The organism is Flavobacterium sp. DSR2-3-3 (genome assembly GCF_049896585.1).
GTDB lineage: Bacteria > Bacteroidota > Bacteroidia > Flavobacteriales > Flavobacteriaceae > Flavobacterium.
The window spans coordinates 104,956-127,799 of record NZ_JAFCUP010000007.1 but is presented as its reverse complement, the minus strand read 5'-3'; the positions used below and the strand labels follow the sequence as shown (position 1 = coordinate 127,799).

Here is a 22,844-nt window from a genome sequence, read left to right as displayed (position 1 = left end):
TAGTAATCTGATTATTCCTTAAATTACAATACGTATTTATTGGTAAAAACTATTTATAAAGCGCTAATTTTAAAAACAACTACAACAACAATAGAAAAGAATGTTTTTGTATTTCGGTGAAATTTTCATGGGTTTTAAAACGAACCACAAAGATATTGAACTATTTCGGAATATTACTTCGATAGAATAAGAGCTATCGAATTTATTGAGACAATTTTGTTAAATAAATTATTCATGAATACAGTGTTTAAGACTGTTTTGTAATTTTTGGAACTTAAGAATTTTTTCATACTTATTTATTTTCAATGTCCTCAAATCATTATTTAGTTTAGATACCACCGTTTTTTTAAATTCGCTATTAAATAAGAATCTTTGAAAAGCACTTCGACTTTTATAAGTGATATTTCTAAAAAAGTAATTTTCAGTTGCGGATAAAGGAAATGCTTTTGGCAGAAGCTGGAAATGTATCATTTTCTTTGGTGTATTTATTTTGTGATGGATATTGGACAAAATTTATATGCCGATGAACAAGTGTTTTGATAACTATCCGTTTATTTTATTGAATCTAATTTTGTCGTGTCTTGCCGCACTATAAACTACGGTAATTATGAAGAGTCAAAATCTACAGGAAGTAAAAGACCGCGGCAGACCCAAAAAAGATTATATACTAAATCTAAAATCAGATCTTGAGATCCAAATACTTCATGAAAAACTGGATTATTCGATTATGCGTCAAAAAGAGGAATTAATAGAAATTTAGAAAGTGCAAATCGAAATGATGAATGATATTTTGACCAGGAGTAAATTGCTTTTTTTGTTTTAAAGTCAAAAAAAAATAATGTGTTAATAGTGCTTAAAATAATAACCCGCAATCATAAAAACACCATTGAGGATTGCGGAGGTAATGATGATTTTTTTGTAACTCCTATTTTTGTCGATAAGATTCAGACCTAGAATTCCTAAAAATAACAACGTAGTAAAAATGGCCGGATACATCTTAAAAGCACCTACGAAATCGCCTTGCAAAAGCAGCAAAAATCCTCTCTGAAAACCACAGCCTAAACACTCCACTCCAAAAAGAGTTTTGCTCAAACACGGCATCATGTATTTTTCTAAATCCAATGGTTTTTCTTTTTACAATTCTACGAAAAAATAAGAAACTTTTTCAATATTAAATGAAGCAATTTTAAATTCATTACTTTTGGAATATTATATTTTAAAAGATGAAAAAGTTTATAATTCCTATAATGATTATCGCCATTATTGTTGCTTTATATGAGCAGGTAAGTGCCGAAAAAAATGTGTATGTAATGGTAATCGCCATTGTAATTTTCATGATGGGAATGATGCAATTGAGTGCCAAAACGCCAAGTAAGAATCAAGATAAAGAAGACGAAAATGTTTAACAAGGGAGATAAGGTTTCAGTGCTGGATGAAGCGATGAACGGGGTAGTATTATCAGTAAAAGAGCAGCAGGTAACGATAGAGACAGAGGATGGATTTACGATGACATTTTTTGTCAATGAATTGATTAAAGTAAACGATTCCAGTAATTTAATGGATTCTATAAGAAGAATAAATGTAAGTGAAGTTTCAAAAGAAAAAGAGATCGCAAAACCAAGAAGTTTTATTAAAGAAAAGAAATCAAAACATGAGATTTCAGCTCCGGAGTTTGATTTACACATTGAAAAACTAGTTCCAAATAAACACGGAATGTCTAATTATGATATTTTGACTTTGCAGACTGAAACAGCAAAACGCCACATAGAATTTGCCATTCGGAATCGCATTCCTAAGATTGTTTTTATCCACGGAGTTGGTGAAGGAATTTTAAAAGCAGAGTTGGATTTCCTTTTAGGGCGTTATGATAACATTGCTTTTCAAGAAGGCAACTATCAAAAATATGGGCAAGGAGCCACTGAAGTTTTTATTAAACAAAGTGCCATGTAGGTAGTATTGTTTACATTAAAAATAGAAAAAAAGAATCCCGATTTTAAATGAATTTTCTAATTAAAATTCATTTAAAATCGGGATCTTTTTTGCCGTAAAAGCAGCTTTTTTTAGCGTTGAATTTTGATTGAATTCAGCATTAATTCGTAGTTAATAATTCACCGTAGATGTAATTATCGCCCAAAATAAAATCGCTGTTTCCTTTCTTCATTTTTACTTTTTTAAGGACAACGGTGTGTTTGAAGCCGTTACCAAAAACAGTGGTAGTTACTTCGACTATACCGCTTGTATTAGCAACTCCAGCCACTCCAATCCATTCTTCAGTCACTACGGGTGTTGCCGGAAAAGTAGCATTACAAAAATAAGCGCCAGTTACTAAACCAGAGAATAATCGGTAGGTAAGTTTGTTTTTTGTTTCACTTATCAATCCGGTTCGTGGAGCATTTAGCGGTGTTGCTTCATTAACAATTAAAGCAGAATCAACATCAAGAATTAGTGCTTCGCTACTATTGTAATCATATAATTGCTTCGAAGCGCTGCATTGTTCAAGAGTCTTATTGAATGCGAAAGGCAGAGGCGTTGCCGCAGTCAAATAGTCTCCAAAAGCGAATGTCTCATATACTTGAGTGCCATTCCCTTTGTCAAAGGTGATGTTTTTAAAGGTGATATTATGGTTGTATCCTGTAATTGTGGTTCTGTTATCTGTTTGATTTGTAGTTTTTACAGCAGTTGTATTTATCACTATTTGTCCGCCTGTAGCGGTCCATTGATCCGTGACGATGGGAGTTGCTGGCGGTATTGATTCGCAGATTGTCAAATTGCTTACTAGACCATTATAAAAACGATAAAGAACGCGATTGGAATCACTGATAGTAAATTCTTGTGAAGTGGTTTCCGTTGGGAAAGTAATTCCGGTTGCTTCAAAAATAAGTGCTTCACTGTCTTTTAGTTTATAAATAATGCTATTTGTGGGACATTTTTGTGCAATAACATCTTCGAAATTGATGTCTTCTTGAATTAAATCGCCATCATCACAACCATTTAAGAACAGGACAAAAACCAACAAGCTAAGGACTCTTTTCATTTTTATAATATTTATAACAAAAATAGAATTTTTAATTTGTTCCAATTACATTACCGTTTAAAAATAGATTATTTAACAGGGTTTTAAGTTTTATATTCGAATAATTACACTGTAAATATCAAATATTGGTTGGTGCTATTGTGAGGATTGCTGTCATTCAAAGCCAATTGGATTCGTTATCTTTGCACCAATTTAATACTGTTCATGAAACTTAACAAATATTATTCGGCTGCTTTCATAGCTTTTTTTATATGGGGTTTTTTTAGTTTTGCTTTAAAACCCTTGCATAATTATCCTTCTTTGGATATTTTGTTTTATCGGGTATTTTTTAGCGTGATTACGATGGTATTAATCAATGTTGTTTTCCGCAGAAAAGTAATGCGACAAAATTGGAATCATTTCAAAAACATCTCTTTTAAACAGAAGAGAAATGTTGTTTTATTGACACTTGGCGGTGGCGTATTTCTCTCCTCAAACTGGTTTGTTTACATATATGTGATGAACCATGTCAGTGTCAATGCGGCATCACTAGCCTACTTGATTTGTCCAATTGTAACGACTGTTTTTGCCTTTTTTATGTTGAAAGAAACGCTCAGTAAATGGCAGTGGGTCGCTGTTTCAATCAGTTTTTTTAGTTGTATATTATTATCATTCAACCATTTTCAGGATATATTCTACAGCCTTATTACCGCGGCGACATATGCGTTCTATTTAGTGAGCCAACGAAAAAACAACGATTTAGATAAATTTTTGGGGCTGACGATTCAGTTGATTTTTACAGCAGTTGTACTGCTTCCGTTTTATCCAAAATACAGTGGAGCAATTCCTATGGAGCCTTTATTTTATAGCTGTATGTTTTTGATTGTGGTGTTTTTCACCATTATTCCATTGTTTTTAAATCTTTATGCGTTAAAAGGGATCAACTCTTCTGCGGTAGGAATTATGATTTATATTAACCCTATTATTAATTTTTTACTGGCCATATTTTATTACAAAGAGCAAGTAAGTTTCCTTCAATTGTTTTCCTATTTTCTAATTTTGGTATCGATAGTTGTTTTTAATGAAAGAATACTCTTTTCCAGAAAATCGAAAATGATTCAAACAGAAATCGAGGGTTTAAAATAATTTTATAATTTTAAAAAATGAAAAAAGTATATCTCGATAACGCCTCCACCACTGCGATTCGCCCCGAAGTAATTCAGGAAATGACCAAAGTTTTAATGGAGGATTACGGAAATCCCTCGTCAACACATAGTTTAGGACGTACCGCAAAAAATATCTTGGAGCTATCCAGAAAAGCAATCGCCAAAAATTTGAATGCTACGGCTCAGGAAATTATTTTTACTTCTTGCGGTACGGAAGCCAACAATTGGATTCTTCGTTCTGCCGTTAAAGATTTGAAAGTAAAACGAATAATTACCAGTAAAATCGAGCATCATGCGGTTTTGTATACGGCTTTAGCATTAGAAAAAGAGTATGGTATTCAGGTAGATTATGTTGCAATAAAATCGAATGGGCAAATTGACATCACAGATTTGGTGGAATTACTTTCGCAGGAAAAGAAGACATTAGTTAGTTTGATGCATGTGAATAACGAAATAGGAACCGTTCTGGATTTGGAACGAATAAGCCGCATTTGCCAAGAGCACAGCGCATTATTTCATTCGGATACGGTGCAGTCTGTTGGAAAAACAGTACTCGATTTACAGAAATTTTCGGTTGATTTTATCGTCGCCAGTGCTCATAAATTTCACGGACCAAAAGGAGTTGGTTTTGCTTTTATTCGAAAAAATTCGGGGTTGCAACCGCTATTTTTTGGAGGTGAACAAGAAAAAGGACTTAGGGCCGGAACTGAGGCTTTGCATCAAATTGCCGGAATGGCAAAAGCATTGGAATTGTCGTACAGCAATTTAGAAACGGAACGAACTCATATTTTTGAATTAAGAAATTATTTAATTACCCAACTTAAACTTGAATTTCCAGCTTTTGAAATCAATGGAAATATTGATGGATTTTATACGGTTTTGAATGTTTTATTGCCTTTTTCAGCGGATAAAACAGCAATGATTTTATTTCATTTGGATATGAAAGGAATTGCAGTTTCCCGCGGAAGCGCTTGCCAATCCGGAAGTATCAAACCTTCGCATGTTTTAGCCGAAATGCTTTCGAATGAAGATTTAAAGAAACCTAGTTTACGAATTTCATTTAGTCATTTCAATACAAAAGAAGATATTGATGCACTTATTGTTGCACTAAAAACCATATAAAAATTCTGCGGTACAGCAGATCTTTAGTGGTATTTAGGTTCTCATTCGCTTCGTTTTGGGTATTAATTAATTTTTGGAAAACTCTTCAGGTGTATTTTTCCATAATTAAGCGCGCTTTAAAAAAGCATAAGCTCGATTCTGCTCCTTGATTAATATTGATGTGTTTGTCTTCTAATCCATCGTAAGAAGCGCCGTTTGCCGGATTGTACATGATTTGTTTCAAATGATTATTTCCTAAAAACCAGATAAAAGCGAGTTTTAATTGTTCTTTATATTTATTATTTTGCGTAATTTCATAAAATAAATCCAATGCAATTATCGTCGTTGCCACTTCAATTGGTTGTTCGCCATAGAATATTCTTTCGTTTTGTTTTTTAAACCAGCCTCTGTTCGAAATTACTTTCAGTTGTCCTTTCATGAAATAATGAGAAAGCAAAAAGTCGAATGTGATGAGTGCAATTTTTTTATATTTTGGATTTTTGGTGATTAAATAACTATACATCATGGCTTCGGGCAGCACATTATTAGCGTAGGTCATGTAATCTTCATACCAGCACCAATTCTCAGCTGAATTAATTTTATAATGATGTAAAAGTTTATCGGCAAGTTTCGTAATGTGATTTTTGATTTCGCTGTCTTTGTACGTTTCATGATAGAGGTAAAGTCCCTTTAAAGCATAGGCTATGGCTCTGGGAGATTTAAAATTATCAATCTTTTTTATCGCTTTGTCCCAGCATTTTACCGCTCGACAGATCATGTCCAGCGGTAAGTTTTGTCTGTTAGAAATCACAGTTCCCAGACTCCATAACGCTCTTCCATTGGCATCTTCCAGATTTACTTCTCCGTTTTGCTTTGTTAGCTGATTGTTAAAGTCTTTGTAATTATAAAACCAGCCGTCATGTTGTTGTATACCTTCAATAAAGTTCAAATAAATATTTGCTAATTTTAAATTCTCATTATTGGGGTAAGCTTTGTTATACATGACCATATTGATTAATGCTCTGGCATTATCGTCTAATGTATAGCCTGATTTAGGATCAGGCTGGCTGAATTTTGAAAACTGAAGAATTCCAAAATTGGTAGTCATTTTTTTTATGTGGTCTAATTTTATAGTTGGAAAATTGAATTTTAAATCATCTTCTCTGTTTGTTAATTGGTCAAACAAAAGGCGGTATTGTATCGCAATATTCTCCCAATTTGTTGCACGAGCCATAGAAAAAGCATTTTTTCCCAATGCTATTCGTTGCTCTTTATTTTCAATAAGATAGCGTATTGCTTTTTCAAATTCTTTTGGATTATCGAAATTTTTTAACAGGATACCATTACCATTGCCTAGCGATTCGACCGCATGTGGTATAGGAGTGGAAATCACAGCGCAACCACTACTCATGGCATACGCAAAGGTTCCACTTACCGCTTGATTTGGGTCTTTTGAGCAAAATAAATAAATTTCGGATAAAGTTAAAAATTCCAATAACTGTTCTAATTGAAGATATTCATTAATGAAAATCACATTGTTTTCCAGATCGAGTTCCTTTACAATAGAAGTAAGTAAATTTCGATATTTTTCTCCTTCTGTTTTTAAAACTTCAGGATGTGTTTTTCCTATAATTAAATAAATAACTTCAGGATGTTGAGTCACAATTTCCGGTAATGCATGCAATACGGTTTCAATTCCTTTATTTTCACTAATTAATCCAAAGGTTGATAATACCACTTTGTCTTTAAAACTATATTTTTTTTTCAGCACCTTTTTTTGTTCCCAAAGCACGGTATGATTGCCGTGAGGAATAACTACCGTTTTAGAATGCGGACAGTTGTAATAATCGCTCAAAATTTCCTTTGATTTTTTGGTAAGAACAACGACTTTATCGGATAAATCAGTTAAGGCATAAACCACTTTTTTTCTTTTTTCATCCGGATTAGGTAATACAGTATGAAAAACGGTTACAATAGGTTTGTTAAGCGCTAATATAAAGGAAAGAATATGATCACCATATTCCCCTCTAAAAAGACCAAATTCATGTTGAATGCATACCAGTCCAATATCGTTACGTTCATTTATTTTTTCAGCAACAAGCCTGTAATGTACTAAAGAATCTACGGGCAAGATATAGGTAACTTCTTCTGTGTACTGGAATTCCTGATCCCTATTTTGCAAAGCGCACACTTCCACGGGAAGGGTATCTCCAAAAACAACATACAAGGCATTGACAATATCATTGGTAAAAGTTGCTATTCCACATTCTCTTGGAGGATACGAGCTTACAATTAGCATTTTTATTCCTTTCTCGATTTTCATAGCGTTATTTTTCAGGGTTGTTTTCTCAGTTCGAGAAGTAATTCGTTCAGGTCTACTTTTGCAACAGCAATATTTTTGTCGGCCACGCCGTAATAAATGTATAAGTCGTTTCCAAATAACGCATGTCCCGTTGGAAAAACAACATCGCTTACTTCACCTTCTATTTCCCATTGTTTTGTAGGTGAAAACAACGGAAATGGTAATCTCGCAATTTCAATTTTCGGATTATCCAATTGTAATAAAGCGGCTTTGGTATGATATATCTTTCCCTGGACAGTTTCTTGTACACCATGATAAATAAGTAACCAACCATATTCTGTTTCAATGGGCGGACCGCCTGCGCCAATGTAATTCACTTCAAATGCATCCTTTGGATCCAGTACAATGTGATCCACCAGATTTATAAGATATTCTTTCCAAAAAGACTCGGTTAAATCCTTGAAATCCTCAAATTCTACAATTTGAATTCCGGGCCAAATTCGATGCAATAACATAAATTTCCCATTTATTTTCCGTGGAAACAACACCACGTCTTTATCCCTGAGCAACCTGAATTCATCTGCAACTAATCCTATTTGAGCAAAAAGATTGTAATACTTATGGTATTTTGGGTTGAGTTTATTACGGTCACAACAGTTTACAAAATTTTCATATTCTTGGTAATTGACATGTGGCGTTATGATACCGTGTTTTTCAAAATGAATTAAATCTTTAGAAGTGGCAAGTGCTCCCATTGCATTGACACCATCATAGGCGGTATAAGTAATATAATAGGTGTCTTCAATTTTGACAACACGGGCATCTTCCACACCGTGTTTTTCATATTCAAAATCACGCGTAATTAGGGGTTTTTCGTGGCGTTCAATTACCTTTACAGGACCATCCATCTTGGCATAACCTATGGTTGAATAATTTCCGTGTTCCACTGCTCGGTATAAAATATGAATTGTATTTCCTTCCTGGTAAATCCCAGGATTAAGCACGCCATTATTTTCAAATTGGTGCTTGGTGGGACTTAGAATTATTCCTAGTTTTTCTATTGTAACCATGTTGCAATCGTCTTTTATGTAAATCTAAATTCAAAGTAATATCCAAAGTTATTTTTGTTGCTCTTCCTTTTTTTGTTCTTTCAATTTGGCTTTTTCCTGTTTTCTAAAATAGCCACGAAATAAAAAATTGTGTTTCAAGGCTTCTAAATTTTCATTTAAACGGAAACTCGCATCATTAATATTAGTCATAGTGGAATCTATTTTATGAACTAATTTCGGGTCATTTGCAAGGTAATTTATCGCTCCTTTTCCATCTTTTATATTCACAATTGTAGTATCTACTTTGCTTATTATTTTATCTATTTCAATGCCTGTTTGCTTCAAATTGCGTACTATTGCTTTAAGATTATTGGCAACAGCTGTATCTTTTAAAACACCGATTACATTGTCTTTGTTTTCTAAAGAAGAGATAAGTCGGTTTAGTTTTATCATCGATTCCGAACTTCCTTTTCCTGTAATTTTCAGATAGAGCATTGTTAATTTGAGATCTTTAGCTAACATTGAATCTTTAATCAATAAACCCACAGTGCCCGTTCCCTGATTGATTTCTTTTGTGATTTTAAGTAAATCTGCCGTCAAAAGTGCTGCATTTTTATTGGTTTTACCAAGTGTATTCAGCATATCATCAGTGCGAATGCGGTTTAATGTTCGAATCTCATCTCCTGGTATTATTGAGGCGGCTATTTCTTTACCGGGAATAATATTGATAATCATATTGCCTACCAAACCATCAGAGCCTATTGTGGCAATTGCATTTTTCCTGATGTGTGGAAAAATGGTTTTGTCAATCAGCATATCGACTCTGATCGCCGTATCGTTAATCATTGCTATACCGCGAACCGTTCCCACATTTATTCCGGAATAGCGTACGTTGTTTCCTAATTGTAAGCCACTGACATTATTGAAAACCGCAGATAATTTATTGGTTTTACCAAACATTTGTTGCTTATCGCCAATAAAATACACGGCGAGTATAAACAGTAACAACCCGATTATTACAAAAAGTCCAAGACGCAATTTTTGTGATGTCGTTTTTTCCATTTTATTCTTATTTAAAGAAAGCTTGAACTTTTTGATCTTTCGAAAGGGATAATTCATCAAAAGTACCTTCGGAATAATTGATGCCATCGACCAATAAAATCATTCGGTTCGAAATTACTCTGGCGCAATCCACATCATGGGTAATGATAATTGCCGAAGTATTGTATTTTTGTTGGATAGACATCATCAACAGCAAAATTTCTTTTGCAGTAATGGGATCTAATCCCGTCGTAGGTTCATCATACAAAATTATTTTGGGTTGCAGAATCAATGTTCTGGCCAAAGCAATTCGACGTTTCATTCCACCCGATAACTCTTCAGGCATTAAATTAATCGTGTGCGCTAATCCCACGTTTTCCAAAGCTTCCATCACTAATTGTGTGGTGTCTTTGATAACTCCAAACTTTTTTTTGTGCCGTCGCAACGGGAATTCCAGATTTTCCCTGACCGTCATCGAATCATAGAGCGCGCTTCCCTGAAAAAGAAATCCAACCTCAGTCCGTAAATCGTCCAGTTCCTCGCGATCGAGTTGCGTTATGTCTTTTCCCATCACAATGATAGAGCCGCTATCTGGCTGTTCCAGCCCAATTAAACATTTAATCATCACTGATTTTCCAGAACCTGATTTCCCCATAATCACCAGATTTTCGCCTTCATTCAGCACCATATTAAAACCATCCAAAACATGATTGTCACCATAGCTTTTACGCAAGTCTTTGATTTCTATAATTCGGTTAAGATTTGGTTTCGGGGCGGTCATAATCATCATATATCATAAAATATACCGGTAACAAAAACAGCAATAAAGTCGATAATAAACAGCAACATCGACGTAAAAACTACTGCCGAATTAGCTGCTAAACCCACACCGGCTGTCCCTTTCTTACAATAATATCCTTTGAAACAGCCAACTATTCCGATCGCAAAACCAAAAAAGAATGTTTTGATGGTTGCAGGAATTAAATCACCAAATTCCAGTGCATTAAAAACTTGGTTATAATACAATAAAAAGGAAACTCTTCCTTTAATATTTTCCACAAGAAAAGAACCGAAAATTGCGATAGCATCTCCAAAAAAAACTAAAACGGGCAACATAAAAGTCGTAGCCAGTACACGAGTCACCACTAAATATTTGAACGGATTAGTACCGGAAACTTCCATGGCGTCAATTTGTTCTGTAACCCGCATCGAACCTAATTCAGCGCCAATACCTGATCCGATGCGTCCTGCACAAATCAGAGCCGTTATAATAGGACCGATTTCTCGGATCAGTGAAATGCTAACCATAGATGGAATCCAGGAAACGGCGCCAAATTCCTGCAGTGTGGGACGCGATTGCAGCGTGAACACCAAACCAATAATAAATCCCGTAACGGCAACAAGAAGCAAGGAACGATTTCCCATATTAAAACACTGCCGTAAAAACTCTTTCAACTCCGTAGGACGTTTAAAAGTTTCTTGAAAAAAACGCGCTGAAAAGTAGGAGAGTTCGCCAATTTCGATTAAAACAGCTTTGAATAATTCAGTTATTTTAGAAATAGTATTCATAAGCAAATGAATTAGTTTTCAACAGAAATTAGCCACTCAAATATATAGTTATTTATCTGATTATCATATTTATTAAGGATGTTGTTTGCCTATAATATTGAGGGTTTTGTCGGGAAAATGACGATTTTAAAAAATAGAGACATTTTTGCAATCGTTATTTTTATCCGGGCGAATAATTTCAATTTTAAAATTACAAATACAGATGTGATTTTTGATATAATGAAGGTCAAAAAAGCCATGATTTAATCGGATAATACTATTATTTACTGATGTCCGGTAAAACAATTTAGATGATTATGAATCGAAAATATTTATCAGTTATTGAGTCTTATTTATCATAATTGGAGAAATCCATTTAATTTATAATAATCTGTAGCTAAATTACAAGTAACAAATCAATGGTATTTTCATTTTTTTTGTTGCTGCTTGTCTTTATCTTTTGTGTTTTAAATCCATTTTTCTAATTACCCTGCACCTAAAATAATGGTTGATACTGCCAAGGTCCGCAGTAATTCATTAAAAGTGAGTGGTTGCGTCTTAAAAATTTCATTAAAAAAAGGCATGTAAATAATAATAAACTGCAATGTAACAGTAAGTAGTAATGCGTCAACCATTGGTTTGTAAGAGAAAAAAATAATTTTAAAATAGAATCCCGTCCGGAACCAATTACCATTATACGGCCCAAGTAAATAAAATAAAGCACTGTAAAAGCCACAGTTTGCCAGTGCATTTTTGCAAAATGAATAGCACAAGCCTTCCCGTCTTATCTGCACAAATTTAAGTAACGGAACCCATTGTTTCCAAGGCTGGTAATTTGCTAATAAGTGCGTTGTTTTTCGCTATTTTCTTAGCACCAAAAGCCAATGCAATAGGTACTAATGCTGGTAATGTTTCCGGAATTGCGGCAAAAGCAAGGGAAATAGAAGTTATCGACATTATTATTATTATTACAGATGCTCCCCGCAACCACCAGATTACGAATATGATTGTGCAAATAATGAGTATTACGATAAACAATCGTTTGCCAAAAGTGGAGATTCTATTTTATAATGGCGTTGTGGTTTCATCCGTTTGGATCATTTTGGCAATATGGCCCAGTTTCGTTTGAATTCCAGTTGCCAATACAGATCCTAGCGCTCAGTCATTAATAACCAAAATGCAGTTGTAACCCATATTCTTTTGGTCTTCAATAACGTAATTTCCCTCTGGGAGTTCCTTGGTACTTTTTTTACATTATTGGACTCGCAGGAAAGTGTTGATTCGTCCACTTTTGTCTGATGGCTTTCAAAAAACGGAATGTCAGCTGGAATAACATTGCGGGCTTCCAGAACCACAGAATCTGCAGGAACCAAATCTATAGTTGGAATGTCCATTTTTTTTCCTTCACGTAAAATTCGAGCTTGACGTGCAGCCATATTTTTTAGTGCCTTAATTACTTTTTCGGCTCGATAGTCCTGAATAAATCTTACAGTATTATTACTGACAATGATAGCAAGAATTATTATCGTATCCGTTACATCACCGTACCCGATATAATTGCCGCTGCAATCAGAATCAGAATTATGAAATCAGATACTTGAGAAAGAATCATCTGTAAAACAGTCTTCTCTTTTGTATCTTCTCTTTGGTTTTCCCCATGTTTGTAAAAGTGGTTTGATACCATTATTTCATCTAGCCCGCTTGGAGTTGTATTCAACAACTTCGTTATTTCTGATTGTCGGAGTATATGCTAGTTTATAGCTTTTATTTATTTCTTATGATACAAGAATCCCATCATGACTGCATAAGCTGCAGCAATTAATTTAATATCAATGGCAATTTTTTACTTTTTTTCTTCTGTAAAAACAATTTCGATAATGCCATTGCCGTAATGATAATGGTGTCAAGAACGGGTACAATATGATTGGGATTTGTAAATTGAAAAGTATGACCTTTTGTGTTTAACATATCGTCAAGAGTTAGAATTGCAATATTATAAAAGTACTTCTAAAAATAGTTTCAATTACCGGATCGATAGTTCTAATCCGGATTGCGGCTTTGGACACTACCATTTCGGAAAGTAAAGTGGAAGCTGCAATGAGTAAAGTACCACAAAAACTCTGTCCCAAATAGCTTGGTTCCGCAAGACGTTTTCCAAAATAAGGCAATAGCATGGCAACTGCCATTAAAACATTAGCATTCGTTGAATTAGGAACAACTACCTGTTGTAAGATGAGCGAATAGGTATTTTTCTTCACGTCCCGATGATTATTTTCTTTCTTATCATAAAGAAAAATAACCCCAATCGTTACAAGGTAAAATTATAAAAATAATAACTATTAACATTTTCCACAACCCATCATAACGACCATAATATTAACGTATTTAGAAAGTTTCGAACCCGTTGTTACACTCCCTGTTTCTGCAATCAGAAACCCGATACAATTCAGATATTAAGCATTCGTATCGCTGTAATTACTTTCTTAGCGTCTTTAGTTTCCTTGCATGACTGCTTTGGTCAACGATAATACCCGGGTTTAAATAAATTAATTTACTAAAGTAGAGGCTGCTTTTAGTGACAACTTTTCTATTGTTTAAAGTGTAAAGCAGAATTATTTAATTGGGATAGTCAGCAACGGAATGGGAACATGATAAACCGTTTTTTTAGTTACACTTTTGTGAAAAATACGATTCCAAATTCCTTTTCTTTTCAAAGGATTCATCACAATCATGTCGGTTTTATCAATCAGCGTTTCCTCTAAAATGGTTTTTGAAATGTCTTTTCCAACAGTATGATGATAAGTAAATTCAAAATCTTTAAAGTGATTTTGGATTGTTTTTTTATACCTATCATAATCTTCATCTGCTGTAAATAACGTTATTCCCCAATCAACATGTAAAATGTTAATTTCAGCATTGAAAGTCCGGTTAAATTCCAATAACGATTGAAGCATCTTCCTATCTTTTTTGGAATAATTGGTTGCATATGTAATTTTTTCGGGCACTTTAAATTTATACTTATTTGGGATGGCTAATACCGGACAAGGAGCGTTGATGATTACTTCGGCGGTAAAACTTCCTATGAGTTTTTCTTTCAAACCACTAGCACCTTTGGTCCCCATTACAATTAAATCGGCTTTGCTTTTTTTGCAAAAATCAATAATCTTTATACCTTCCGGACCCTGATCGACATGAATTGAAATAGAAAGATTAGGATTTTTTTTTACAATAGAATTACTCATGGCAGTAAGCCTGTTTGTTACTTTTTTATGGGCTTCCATATTTTCTTTTTCGTTTAGAGCAAGAAGGTAAAAACCGCTTTCATACGGAATGAAACTGTGATACAAAATGAGTGAAGCGTCCCAAAGTACTGCTAATTTTACAGCATAATGAATAGCGGAATCTGCCGGAATCGAGAAATCTGTTGGCACAAGTATTGTTTTCATAGCTGTAAAAATTATTTTTAGCGGTCGTTTATAATAGCTACTTTTTATTTATTGGTTGTTGCTTGCTTAAATAGATGGACATGACTATTATATAATTTTAGTTTATATGAACGGCATTAGAATTTTTCTATTTTTAAAATAGTAAAAAACAAATTTAGTCAGGTTAGATTCAATAGGGACATATTTCAACTTTCGTACAAACGCAATCTGTTTTTGAGAGCGGTTAATTCATTCTGTAAAGCATCAATCTTTTGTAGCAAATTAAAAACAATATCAATTCCTTCTATGTTAACGTTCAGTTCCTGATGCATGCGAACCATTTTTTCGATTTCATAAACTGCATCGGAATCAATATATTGGCTGGTTTCTATAGTTTTTATTTCCAATAAACCCATGTCGCTGAGGTTTGTAAAAAAAGACAGTTTTACTTCGTAATAATCACATAATACTGGTATCGGGATCAGGTTTTCCATGTTTATGCGGTTCTTAATGTAGCGAGTTCCGTAAATAATTCTTTTTCTTTTTCAGAAAGATTAGTAGGCATTTGTATTTGATAGGTTAAGTACAAATCACCAAATTCTCCTTCTTTTTTATATAGCGGAAACCCTTTTTCTTGTAATTTGACCTTAGTTCCATTTTGAGTTCCGGGTTTCACGGTCAGTTTTACTTTTCCGTCGAAAGTATCTGAGGTAATCTCGCCGCCCAATAATGCGGTATACAAATCTAGATTCACTGTTGCATAAAGATTATTTTTATCACGTTTAAACTTTGTGTGATTTTCTACCGTGAACGTAATGTACAAATTGCCTTTGGGACCACCACCAGAAACTTCGCCACCCATACCGCTTATTTTTATTTGCTGCCCGTTTTCAACCCCGGCAGGAATAGTAATGCGAATGTTTTTGCCATTAATGGTCAGCGTGCGTTTGTGCGTCGTGTACACGTCTTTGAGTTCCAGATGCAGTTCAGCATTAAAATCCTGTCCTTTAAACTGCGCACTTCCGCGTCCACCGCCACCAGAGGCAGGACCACCAAACATAGATTCAAAAAAATCAGAGAAATCACCACCTCCGCCAAATCCTCCTTCAAAACCACCTTGTCGTCCATTTCCATGGTATTGTCGTTGCTGTTTTGATTTTTCAAACTCTTCCGCATGCTGCCAGTTTTCGCCATAGTTATCGTAATTCTTACGATTTTCAGCATGGCTCAACACTTCATTCGCTTCATTGATGTCCTTGAATTTCTTTTCAGCTTCCTTATCGTTGGGATTAAGGTCGGGATGATATTTACGCGCAAGTTTGCGGTAAGCCTTTTTAATCTCGGCTTCGGTTGCTTTTTTGTCCACTTCAAGAATCTTGTAATAGTCTATGAATGCCATTGCGATTATTTTTATGTTGTGGTAATTGGGTTACGTTTGCAGCATTTGGAGACAAAAAAAATGTTTTTTTGAAACTTATTGTTTTATAAATTCACTGTCGGCTTTAATTTTTACTTCATCACTAATCATTGGCGCAGGGAATTTTGGACCAATATTTAAATCAGAACGTTTTATGACAGTGCTAAATTTAAAACCAGCAGTTGGCGCTTTAGATTGGGGATTTTCAATAGTTCCTCTGTACCACATAGTAATCATTACCGGTTTAGTTATTCCGTGCAATGTGAGTTGGCCCGTTAGTTCGTATTTGTCTTTCTCTGTTTTTTGTATTGATGTGCTTTTGAAAGTCATTTTTGGATATTTTTCAACATCAAAAAATTCATCACTTCGTAAATGATTGTCACGCATTTCCACTTCGGTATTGATTGACGCTACAGTTGTTGAAAGTTCAAAAACAGCATCACTGAAATCAGTTTTAGTAGTAATTGCGGTAATATCAAATATTTTGAACAATCCGGAAATATCAGAGATACCATTGTGTACCGTGCTAAAAGTTAATTTAGAATGCATTGGATCAGCTTTCCAAGTTGTTTGGGCAAAAAGAAAAGTGCATAAAAATAATGTGGTGATAATTGTTACTATTTTTTTTATGACTTATTTTTTTAATTTAGACATGCTATAAAGCAGTTAAGGAATTTCAAATCGAATTTATTCTGACATCTAAAATCATTATTTCCAAAAAAATTGTCTATCAAATTTAATCATTTATTAGATGATACAATAGCAATAAAGCGTTTTATTATAGTTAGTTATAAAAATTTAGAGTTCCTAAAATGGAGCTTTTAAAATGGATTTTTTTATTTTTATATCGAAAACAATTCGTTTTCTATTGTCTTTAAATCTTGTTTGTGTTTCAAGTCAAAAAGTAGCGCTTTGTACTTTATAAATTCTGCATCTTTTGGATTTATTTGGAGCACAAAATTTATTTTTCCTAACAAATGTTCCATATAATTCTTCTGAGTAATTTCTTTGTATTCGCGGTGTTCCTCAAAACCAAACTTCTGAATGTAATATAAGGCCTGTCGCAACTGATTGCGTTTATGGAAAATCACCTGCGGTTTTTGATTAACTACAACACCAGTAACTATTTGTCGCATATCGGGCGTCATCAGTTTGGTTTTTTTGGAATTGATGCGAAGCCCCATTTTCTCTAAAATTTCTGTCACAATTTGAAGTAATTTATTCTCATCAAAATCGCCAGAAAAACTCATGTCGTCCGCATAACGGGTATAGCGAATTTTATGTTCTTTGCAATACGCTGCAATTGCAGCATCGGCCACTTTAAAAACAATATTTGAAAGATAGGGACTCGTGGGCGCTCCTTGAGGCAAACTGCCATCTCTGGTGCATAATCTGGACAGAAGTTTTGATATTATTCTGGAATAGCCCAATTCCAGAAATTCATTTTCTACAGCTTCAACGCGTATTGACGGAAAGAAATTTTCTAAATCTAGCGTGAAAACTTTGGGTTGGTTTTTATGAAATCTCAGGTTCTCCAATAATGATACGGTTGGTCTGTATGCTTTCGCAAAAGCGCTGATGGGAACTTTATATAGTATGTTTCTGAGAATCCACATTTGAATTTCTTTCAAACTGGGGAGTGGCTCAGATATAAGTCGTTTGCTTCCATTTTTTTTTGCAACTTCAAAATCTCTGTAAAAATGGTTGGTAAACAGTGATGCTTTTTTTAGGTATTCTTTTTTGTAACCCACAAGAGCCGACAGATGTGTAGTATTGTAAATCACCGGAACCTGATGCGAATATAAAACTTCGGCATAATCCAGACAACGCTGACTGTTAGGAAGCGAAAAGCCTAATTTCCGGGATTCCTTTAAAAAAGCTTCTTTGTAATGTGTAAAATCCATAAGGTTAGGTCATTAATGGGGAAGGGACATTTATGTCCCTAAACCCAATTAAGAAAACCGGGTTAAAAGTTCGGAGCTCTGCGGAGAATCTTTTAAACCTGGTGCTTGAAAGAACATTCAATTACAGAACAGTGACTCACGGCTCCGTTGGTAACCTTGGATAACAAATTTGCTTTTTAAAAATGAATTAAAAAAACAGTTCATCCTGATTGGGGACAAATATTTTTTTACAGTCCAATTTAGGGATTTGTCTTTCAAAATCCTTTTGGATCCAATCCTCTTTTTTTTGGGTTTTAAATCGGTACGGTTTCATTTTTTAAAAATTAAAATCAACATTTAATTTTTGCAATGTTTTAATATACAATACATTACAAATATAAAGTTACAAAAAAAATGAATTGACCGCGTGATTTGTCAAAAAAATTAGTTTTAATTTTAAATTGCCTTTTACACCCGTTTTTAAAATTAAAAACGCAAGAATGGATTGTTCTTTTTTAATTATAAAACCGTTTATAGGGAGTGTAAGTAACAACTACTTCTACGATTCTGGTGACAACATACGCTATCAAGTTAACGAACTTTGTCATTATAGTGGTTTTGGTTTTTAATGATTCCGGAGTGATGCTTTGGCATTGCGAAATAATTTCGTTGAGGTGCTTCTGAAACATTGCTGAAAAACATTCCGAAAGGATTTCGACATTCATTTCCAGACTTCCGTAGGAACTCAAATTATTCAGGTTAAAGGAACCAATTGTCGACCAATTGCCGTCCACAACGGCAACTTTTCCGTGTAAAACGGATTCATTCCATTCGAATAATTCAATGTTATAACCCAGAAGTTTGCTGTACAAGAAGCAAGTTGCCCGTCTTGTCAGCGGAAGATCTGATTTTCCTGAGAGAATCAATTTGATGACTACTTTATTTTTAGACGCTTTTTTTAAAGCTCGAATAATCCGGATTCCAGGAAGAAAATAACTGCCTACAATGATGATTTCCTTTTTAGCATGCCGAATGGATTTGATATAACCATCACAAATTTCATTTTTCCCTTTTAACCAGTCATTTTGGAGGATGCGAACGGTAGTATGTTGTTGGATATTAAATGCAGATCTAATTTTTTTGTTTCTCAGGTTTCTTTTTTTAAAATAAAGATCATGACAAAGCTGTTGCAGTGGTTGGGCAATTTCTCCGTTTAATTGGACGGCATAGTCCAGCCAAGGTTTTTCTGTGGTGGAACCGTGGTATTTATCAGCGATATTTATGCCACCAACCAGCGCAACTTTTGCATCAGCAACAATCACTTTGCGATGCAATCTTCGTCCGAGGTAAAAAGTATATGTCGAAAATAAAGGGGCAAAAAAACGAATGTTAACGCCGCTATATTTCAGATCCTCCAGCAGTTCTGCCGGAAAAGATAATGAGCCCAAACCGTCCAAAAGTATGTAAATTTCAACGTTCCGGAGCGCGGCTTCTTTTAGTGCGTTGACTATTCTTTTTCCCGTTGCATCATTTTCAAAAAGATACATTTGCAGGTGTATTTGAGATTGTGCTTCCAAGATGATAACTTCTAAACGGGAAAAATAATCTTCGCCACTGTACACCAGCTCCAGATTATTAGGAACATTAAAGCTATCGTTAGTTTTTATCATGCACTTTATTTATTGTAATCTCATTTATCAAAATAAATTCCATTAGATTTTCGATGTCCAAAGTTCCGACGATTTTATTATTTTCGATAACGAGCATTAACCTTGATTTATTGAGTTGTATCAGTTCAAAAACATTTTCCAGAAGCGAATTTGCATCAAGAAAAATCAAATTCCGATCCATCACGTTATAAATAAATTCCTCTTCGCTTTTTTTGGAGAGTGCCATTATGATTTGATCGCGATTTAGTGTTCCTACTGGTGTCCCTTTTTCCATGATTAAAAAATTCTTGTTTTGGCTGTCCAAAACTAATGCTACGGCAGATTTTATGGTTGCATTGGCATCAATTTTTGGATAGTCTTTCATCACTACATCGTGGACTTTAAATCCTTTTAGCATGAATTTCGATTCGGTATAATCCGCTTCCATCTGAGCCCCAATAATTACAAAAATACCAATAAAAATTAAAATAGGTGAGATAAAAAAACCAAAAAGTATAAATCCCAAAGCTAGAAATTGACCAATCCGTGCCCATATTCTGGTAGCTACATGGCGCTGCATTTGGAAGGATAATAAAGCGCGTAAAATGCGGCCGCCATCCATCGGAAACGCTGGAATTAAGTTAAAAAGCGCCAACCAGAAATTGACCAAAAAGAAATTCAGAAAAAAATTATTGGCATTGACACCATTAGATAATTCTGCCATCAATTGTTCTGAAGTATTGGGAATGGTGATGAAAAGTCCGGTAATAAATGCCAAAGCGATGTTGACAAAAGGCCTGCGACAGCCACGATTAGTTCCTCAATTGGTTTTTCAGGAATTTTTTCGAGTCGGGCTAAACCACCAATGGGCAATAGTGTGATATCTTTTGTAATTATATGATACCTTTTTGCTGCCAAAGCATGTCCTAATTCATGCAATACGACAGTTATGAAAACACTCAAAACAAATACAACTGACCATACAATTTGAGTTGCATTTTGACCTGATCGATAATTAATGTAAACGATAAACAGAATAAGTAACGAGAATGTCCAGTGAACAAAAATACCTATGTTTGCTATTTTTCCGAGTTTAAAGGAGCCTTTCATTTGGTGCGTTTTTAAGATTATAATTTGAAAAATAATTAACGATCAGTTTCGAGTATTCTCTTTGAAAAACAAACAACATATTTCATCAATTAATTTCGTTTTCAGAAATGCCATTGTAAGCCCAAGCATTTAAATTGAAAATCGTAGTATGTGCAGTTCCAGCCAGCGTTTCATTGGTCAAAAATCACTGATGTCCGGTAATTATGACGTTGGGATAGGAGCGGATTTTCAAAAATAAGATATCTGTAATAGGAGCTTTGGTATGATCCTTACAAAATATAGAATCTTCCTTTTTGATAACCGTCTAAAAAGACAGCAGCAATGATTTTGTTGCTTATCGCGTCTATTAAATCTTCGATATTTACGAATTTCCCATGTGCCGTATTAATAAAGATCATGCCTTTTTTGAATATTGAAAAGGTAGTTTTGTCAAACAAATGATAGGATGATTTTTTTCATGTAGATTGTACCGATAACACACTTGAAACTGCGCAAACGTCGTCCAAAGTCTTGCAGGATATAAGGATTTCATGCAGTAACCCCTGATTTTCTTCGGTTTTATAAGCTATAATTTCACAACCAAAGCCATGCATAATTCGTGGAAAAGCAGTACCTATTTTTCCGGTTCCAATATTTTCTACTGTTTTTCGATGTAAATCAAAACCGACTCAATGATCCATTCGGTAATCTTCAATATCCAATAATATCTACCCTAAAATGAATTTCTTGTTCAGTGCCAATACGAAAACAACAGCTTGTTCAGCAGCAGAATAGGGTGAATACATGGAGACATTTGCTACCCTCATTGCCATAGCTTTTGCCCTTGGAATATCAATAAAATCTGACTGTATTGCCCGCAGCCCAATATGTTTAACACCGCATATAGAGAGTTTTTGCAAAACCGTATTTTCATTCAAATGTTGCTCCGTAAAAACCAATACATGATTTCCATGTGCTGCTTTTTCCATAAATAACTTATCAAATCCGAAGTTGCGATAGACTTATACTTTCATTTTATGGTTTTTTATTTTTAATGTGAGCCGTCAGTTTTGGTAATTTGGCGATTGAACCATAATGTTCTTGCGGAATTTTGATTTATTTTTTTAAGGTATTCAACTGCTTATTTACCCATTTTTTCTTAGATCCGGTATTCTCATTTTCTAATTCAAATTTTTGCTCATCGAGATAATGCTTTCAGTATTTTCATTGCTTTACAAAACTTTTTTTAAATAAATCTTCCGATGTTTTTACATTAATTACCTAACACTTTTGTCCGCGATGCATAGCGATTGGGATTTAAATTAAAAATTGTATGTTTTTCCAGCGTTTCAAAACCGGTAAAATATTTAGTGCTTTTTGTATCATATAATTCGGAAGATTTTTTTTCTTCATGTGCATTTTTACGGTATTTTTCATTTGTTCCAAGTTCATATCCGGGTTTTTGAAATGACTGTTTTCATAGCAATATTTACAATAGTCATTTGTTTTCTGACCGTTATTTTCGGTTCCTTTGGTGTCTTCTGTAGTCAGTGGCATTCCGCAACTTTGACAATAAAAAGGTGTGTTTTCCACGTGGGTTGATTTAAATAGTTAGCTTTTTTTCTTTATGTAGTGTCTAATTTATTTTGGGTGTACATTAGATTGTCGATGGGCTTATAAGAACTAAATTTTTGTTATCGCAAAAGGGACTCAGTTTTGGTTTTTAATTTATTTATTAGATAAGGATAAGCAGTAATAACAAAGACTTATACTTTTCATTTTGGAATGTTTTTGGATACCATTTCAAATTACTGTTATGTAAATGCGCTGTCTGCTACCAGCACATGTCTGGTTACAACAGACGCTTCATTTGAGCACATCCAGACCACTGCATTGGCTATTTCTTCCGGAAGACCAAAACGCCCAATGGGTTCAAAACCTTAAAATCGCTCAATTCTTTCTTTGGTTTTTCCGGTCAGTCAATCAATTATTGGTCTTTGAATAACGCCAAGACACATTACATTTACTCAGATTCTTTGAATAACACATTCTAAAGCAGTCGTTTTTGTAAGTCTCACAATGCCATGTTTATAAGCCACACAAGCCTTTAACTCAACAAAACAAATCGTTCCGGCTACAGAGGCACAGTTGATAATTGCCC

28 protein-coding genes and 2 pseudogenes are annotated in these 22,844 nt (G+C 34.3%); 6 read left to right on the top strand and 24 right to left on the bottom strand.

The features are described 5' to 3' along the window. The first annotated feature begins 502 nt into the window (after positions 1–502). A pseudogene (locus tag ACP7AQ_RS11155) lies at positions 503–760 on the top strand (DUF1003 domain-containing protein). An 83-nt stretch (positions 761–843) separates the two neighbouring features. On the opposite strand, the gene ACP7AQ_RS11150 reads toward ACP7AQ_RS11155, so the two are convergent. After that, on the bottom strand, positions 844–1,122 hold the full coding sequence (locus ACP7AQ_RS11150) for a DUF2752 domain-containing protein (RefSeq protein WP_426095500.1): 279 nt from the start codon (positions 1,120–1,122) through the stop codon (positions 844–846). Between the two features lie 101 nt (positions 1,123–1,223). Between ACP7AQ_RS11150 and ACP7AQ_RS11145 the strand changes: the two genes are divergently transcribed. Both ACP7AQ_RS11145 and ACP7AQ_RS11140 read left to right on the top strand, forming a co-directional pair. Beyond that, on the top strand, positions 1,224–1,406 hold the full coding sequence (locus ACP7AQ_RS11145; protein ID WP_426095499.1) for a hypothetical protein: 183 nt from the start codon (positions 1,224–1,226) through the stop codon (positions 1,404–1,406). Continuing rightward, entirely contained in the window at positions 1,399–1,950 is a 552-nt protein-coding gene (locus ACP7AQ_RS11140; RefSeq protein WP_426095498.1) for a Smr/MutS family protein, read from the top strand. The genes ACP7AQ_RS11145 and ACP7AQ_RS11140 overlap by 8 nt, the downstream gene beginning before the upstream one ends. A gap of 139 nt (positions 1,951–2,089) precedes the next feature. Here ACP7AQ_RS11140 and ACP7AQ_RS11135 read toward each other — a convergent pair whose 3' ends face one another. Continuing rightward, positions 2,090–3,034 (bottom strand): hypothetical protein, encoded by a 945-nt coding sequence (locus tag ACP7AQ_RS11135; RefSeq protein WP_426064649.1) that lies wholly within the window; start codon positions 3,032–3,034, stop codon positions 2,090–2,092. Between the two features lie 204 nt (positions 3,035–3,238). Here ACP7AQ_RS11135 and ACP7AQ_RS11130 point away from each other — a divergent pair, with 204 nt between their 5' ends. Together ACP7AQ_RS11130 and ACP7AQ_RS11125 are read left to right on the top strand one after the other, a co-directional pair. Then, positions 3,239–4,159 (top strand): EamA family transporter, encoded by a 921-nt coding sequence (locus ACP7AQ_RS11130; RefSeq protein WP_426095497.1) that lies wholly within the window; start codon positions 3,239–3,241, stop codon positions 4,157–4,159. A gap of 17 nt (positions 4,160–4,176) precedes the next feature. Beyond that, entirely contained in the window at positions 4,177–5,301 is a 1,125-nt protein-coding gene (locus ACP7AQ_RS11125; RefSeq protein WP_426095496.1) for a cysteine desulfurase family protein, read from the top strand. 85 nt (positions 5,302–5,386) lie between these two features. Here ACP7AQ_RS11125 and ACP7AQ_RS11120 read toward each other — a convergent pair whose 3' ends face one another. The 22 genes and pseudogenes from ACP7AQ_RS11120 to ACP7AQ_RS11015 form a co-directional block, all read right to left on the bottom strand. Continuing rightward, complete coding sequence (locus ACP7AQ_RS11120) at positions 5,387–7,603, bottom strand: glycosyltransferase (protein ID WP_426095495.1); 2,217 nt, start codon at positions 7,601–7,603, stop codon at positions 5,387–5,389. An 11-nt stretch (positions 7,604–7,614) separates the two neighbouring features. Further along, complete coding sequence (locus tag ACP7AQ_RS11115) at positions 7,615–8,652, bottom strand: pesticidal protein Cry7Aa (RefSeq protein WP_426095494.1); 1,038 nt, start codon at positions 8,650–8,652, stop codon at positions 7,615–7,617. 48 nt (positions 8,653–8,700) lie between these two features. Beyond that, positions 8,701–9,693 (bottom strand): MlaD family protein, encoded by a 993-nt coding sequence (locus ACP7AQ_RS11110; protein ID WP_426095493.1) that lies wholly within the window; start codon positions 9,691–9,693, stop codon positions 8,701–8,703. 7 nt (positions 9,694–9,700) lie between these two features. Further along, positions 9,701–10,453 (bottom strand): ABC transporter ATP-binding protein, encoded by a 753-nt coding sequence (locus tag ACP7AQ_RS11105; protein ID WP_426092536.1) that lies wholly within the window; start codon positions 10,451–10,453, stop codon positions 9,701–9,703. Positions 10,454–10,458: 5 nt separating this feature from the next. Then, positions 10,459–11,241, bottom strand: a complete 783-nt coding sequence (locus tag ACP7AQ_RS11100) for an MlaE family ABC transporter permease (protein ID WP_426095492.1) — start codon at positions 11,239–11,241, stop codon at positions 10,459–10,461. Between the two features lie 464 nt (positions 11,242–11,705). Beyond that, the gene (locus tag ACP7AQ_RS11095; protein ID WP_426095491.1) at positions 11,706–12,014 is read right to left on the bottom strand and encodes a cation transporting ATPase C-terminal domain-containing protein; all 309 of its coding nucleotides are present in this window, start codon (positions 12,012–12,014) and stop codon (positions 11,706–11,708) included. A 4-nt stretch (positions 12,015–12,018) separates the two neighbouring features. After that, positions 12,019–12,258, bottom strand: coding sequence for a hypothetical protein (locus ACP7AQ_RS11090; RefSeq protein WP_426095490.1), 240 nt, complete (start codon positions 12,256–12,258; stop codon positions 12,019–12,021). 113 nt (positions 12,259–12,371) lie between these two features. Further along, positions 12,372–12,656, bottom strand: a complete 285-nt coding sequence (locus tag ACP7AQ_RS11085; protein WP_426095489.1) for a hypothetical protein — start codon at positions 12,654–12,656, stop codon at positions 12,372–12,374. Positions 12,657–12,754: 98 nt separating this feature from the next. Next, positions 12,755–12,949 carry a cation-transporting P-type ATPase gene (locus tag ACP7AQ_RS11080; protein WP_426095555.1) on the bottom strand — a complete coding sequence of 65 codons (195 nt, stop codon included), beginning with the start codon at positions 12,947–12,949 and terminating at the stop codon, positions 12,755–12,757. Positions 12,950–13,038: 89 nt separating this feature from the next. Further along, positions 13,039–13,188, bottom strand: coding sequence for a hypothetical protein (locus tag ACP7AQ_RS11075; RefSeq protein WP_426095488.1), 150 nt, complete (start codon positions 13,186–13,188; stop codon positions 13,039–13,041). 11 nt (positions 13,189–13,199) lie between these two features. Next, positions 13,200–13,478 carry a hypothetical protein gene (locus ACP7AQ_RS11070; protein ID WP_426095487.1) on the bottom strand — a complete coding sequence of 93 codons (279 nt, stop codon included), beginning with the start codon at positions 13,476–13,478 and terminating at the stop codon, positions 13,200–13,202. A gap of 354 nt (positions 13,479–13,832) precedes the next feature. Continuing rightward, positions 13,833–14,666, bottom strand: a complete 834-nt coding sequence (locus tag ACP7AQ_RS11065; protein WP_426092542.1) for a universal stress protein — start codon at positions 14,664–14,666, stop codon at positions 13,833–13,835. Between the two features lie 185 nt (positions 14,667–14,851). Beyond that, on the bottom strand, positions 14,852–15,139 hold the full coding sequence (locus ACP7AQ_RS11060; protein ID WP_426064664.1) for a chaperone modulator CbpM: 288 nt from the start codon (positions 15,137–15,139) through the stop codon (positions 14,852–14,854). Between the two features lie 2 nt (positions 15,140–15,141). Then, complete coding sequence (locus ACP7AQ_RS11055; RefSeq protein WP_426095486.1) at positions 15,142–16,044, bottom strand: DnaJ C-terminal domain-containing protein; 903 nt, start codon at positions 16,042–16,044, stop codon at positions 15,142–15,144. Between the two features lie 75 nt (positions 16,045–16,119). Then, positions 16,120–16,671: a YceI family protein gene (locus ACP7AQ_RS11050; protein ID WP_426095554.1), complete on the bottom strand. Its 552-nt coding sequence runs from the start codon at positions 16,669–16,671 to the stop codon at positions 16,120–16,122. 233 nt (positions 16,672–16,904) lie between these two features. After that, a complete protein-coding gene (locus ACP7AQ_RS11045) occupies positions 16,905–17,966 on the bottom strand; it encodes a reverse transcriptase domain-containing protein (RefSeq protein ID WP_426095485.1) in 1,062 nt (353 codons plus the stop codon). Positions 17,967–18,460: 494 nt separating this feature from the next. Continuing rightward, positions 18,461–19,615 carry a phospholipase D-like domain-containing protein gene (locus ACP7AQ_RS11040; protein ID WP_426095484.1) on the bottom strand — a complete coding sequence of 385 codons (1,155 nt, stop codon included), beginning with the start codon at positions 19,613–19,615 and terminating at the stop codon, positions 18,461–18,463. Beyond that, entirely contained in the window at positions 19,602–20,372 is a 771-nt protein-coding gene (locus ACP7AQ_RS11035) for a CBS domain-containing protein (protein WP_426095483.1), read from the bottom strand. Before ACP7AQ_RS11035 ends, ACP7AQ_RS11040 begins: the two co-directional genes overlap by 14 nt. Then, positions 20,318–20,704 carry a site-2 protease family protein gene (locus tag ACP7AQ_RS11030; protein ID WP_426095482.1) on the bottom strand — a complete coding sequence of 129 codons (387 nt, stop codon included), beginning with the start codon at positions 20,702–20,704 and terminating at the stop codon, positions 20,318–20,320. Before ACP7AQ_RS11030 ends, ACP7AQ_RS11035 begins: the two co-directional genes overlap by 55 nt. Positions 20,705–20,973: 269 nt before the next feature. Beyond that, positions 20,974–21,321: pseudogene (locus tag ACP7AQ_RS11025) on the bottom strand (NAD(P)-dependent oxidoreductase). A gap of 90 nt (positions 21,322–21,411) precedes the next feature. Further along, positions 21,412–21,672, bottom strand: a complete 261-nt coding sequence (locus ACP7AQ_RS11020) for a hypothetical protein (protein ID WP_426095481.1) — start codon at positions 21,670–21,672, stop codon at positions 21,412–21,414. A 328-nt stretch (positions 21,673–22,000) separates the two neighbouring features. Continuing rightward, on the bottom strand, positions 22,001–22,276 hold the full coding sequence (locus ACP7AQ_RS11015; protein WP_426064674.1) for a zinc ribbon domain-containing protein: 276 nt from the start codon (positions 22,274–22,276) through the stop codon (positions 22,001–22,003). A gap of 198 nt (positions 22,277–22,474) precedes the next feature. Here ACP7AQ_RS11015 and ACP7AQ_RS11010 point away from each other — a divergent pair, with 198 nt between their 5' ends. Next, on the top strand, positions 22,475–22,627 hold the full coding sequence (locus ACP7AQ_RS11010) for a hypothetical protein (protein WP_426095480.1): 153 nt from the start codon (positions 22,475–22,477) through the stop codon (positions 22,625–22,627). Positions 22,628–22,844: the final 217 nt, after the last annotated feature.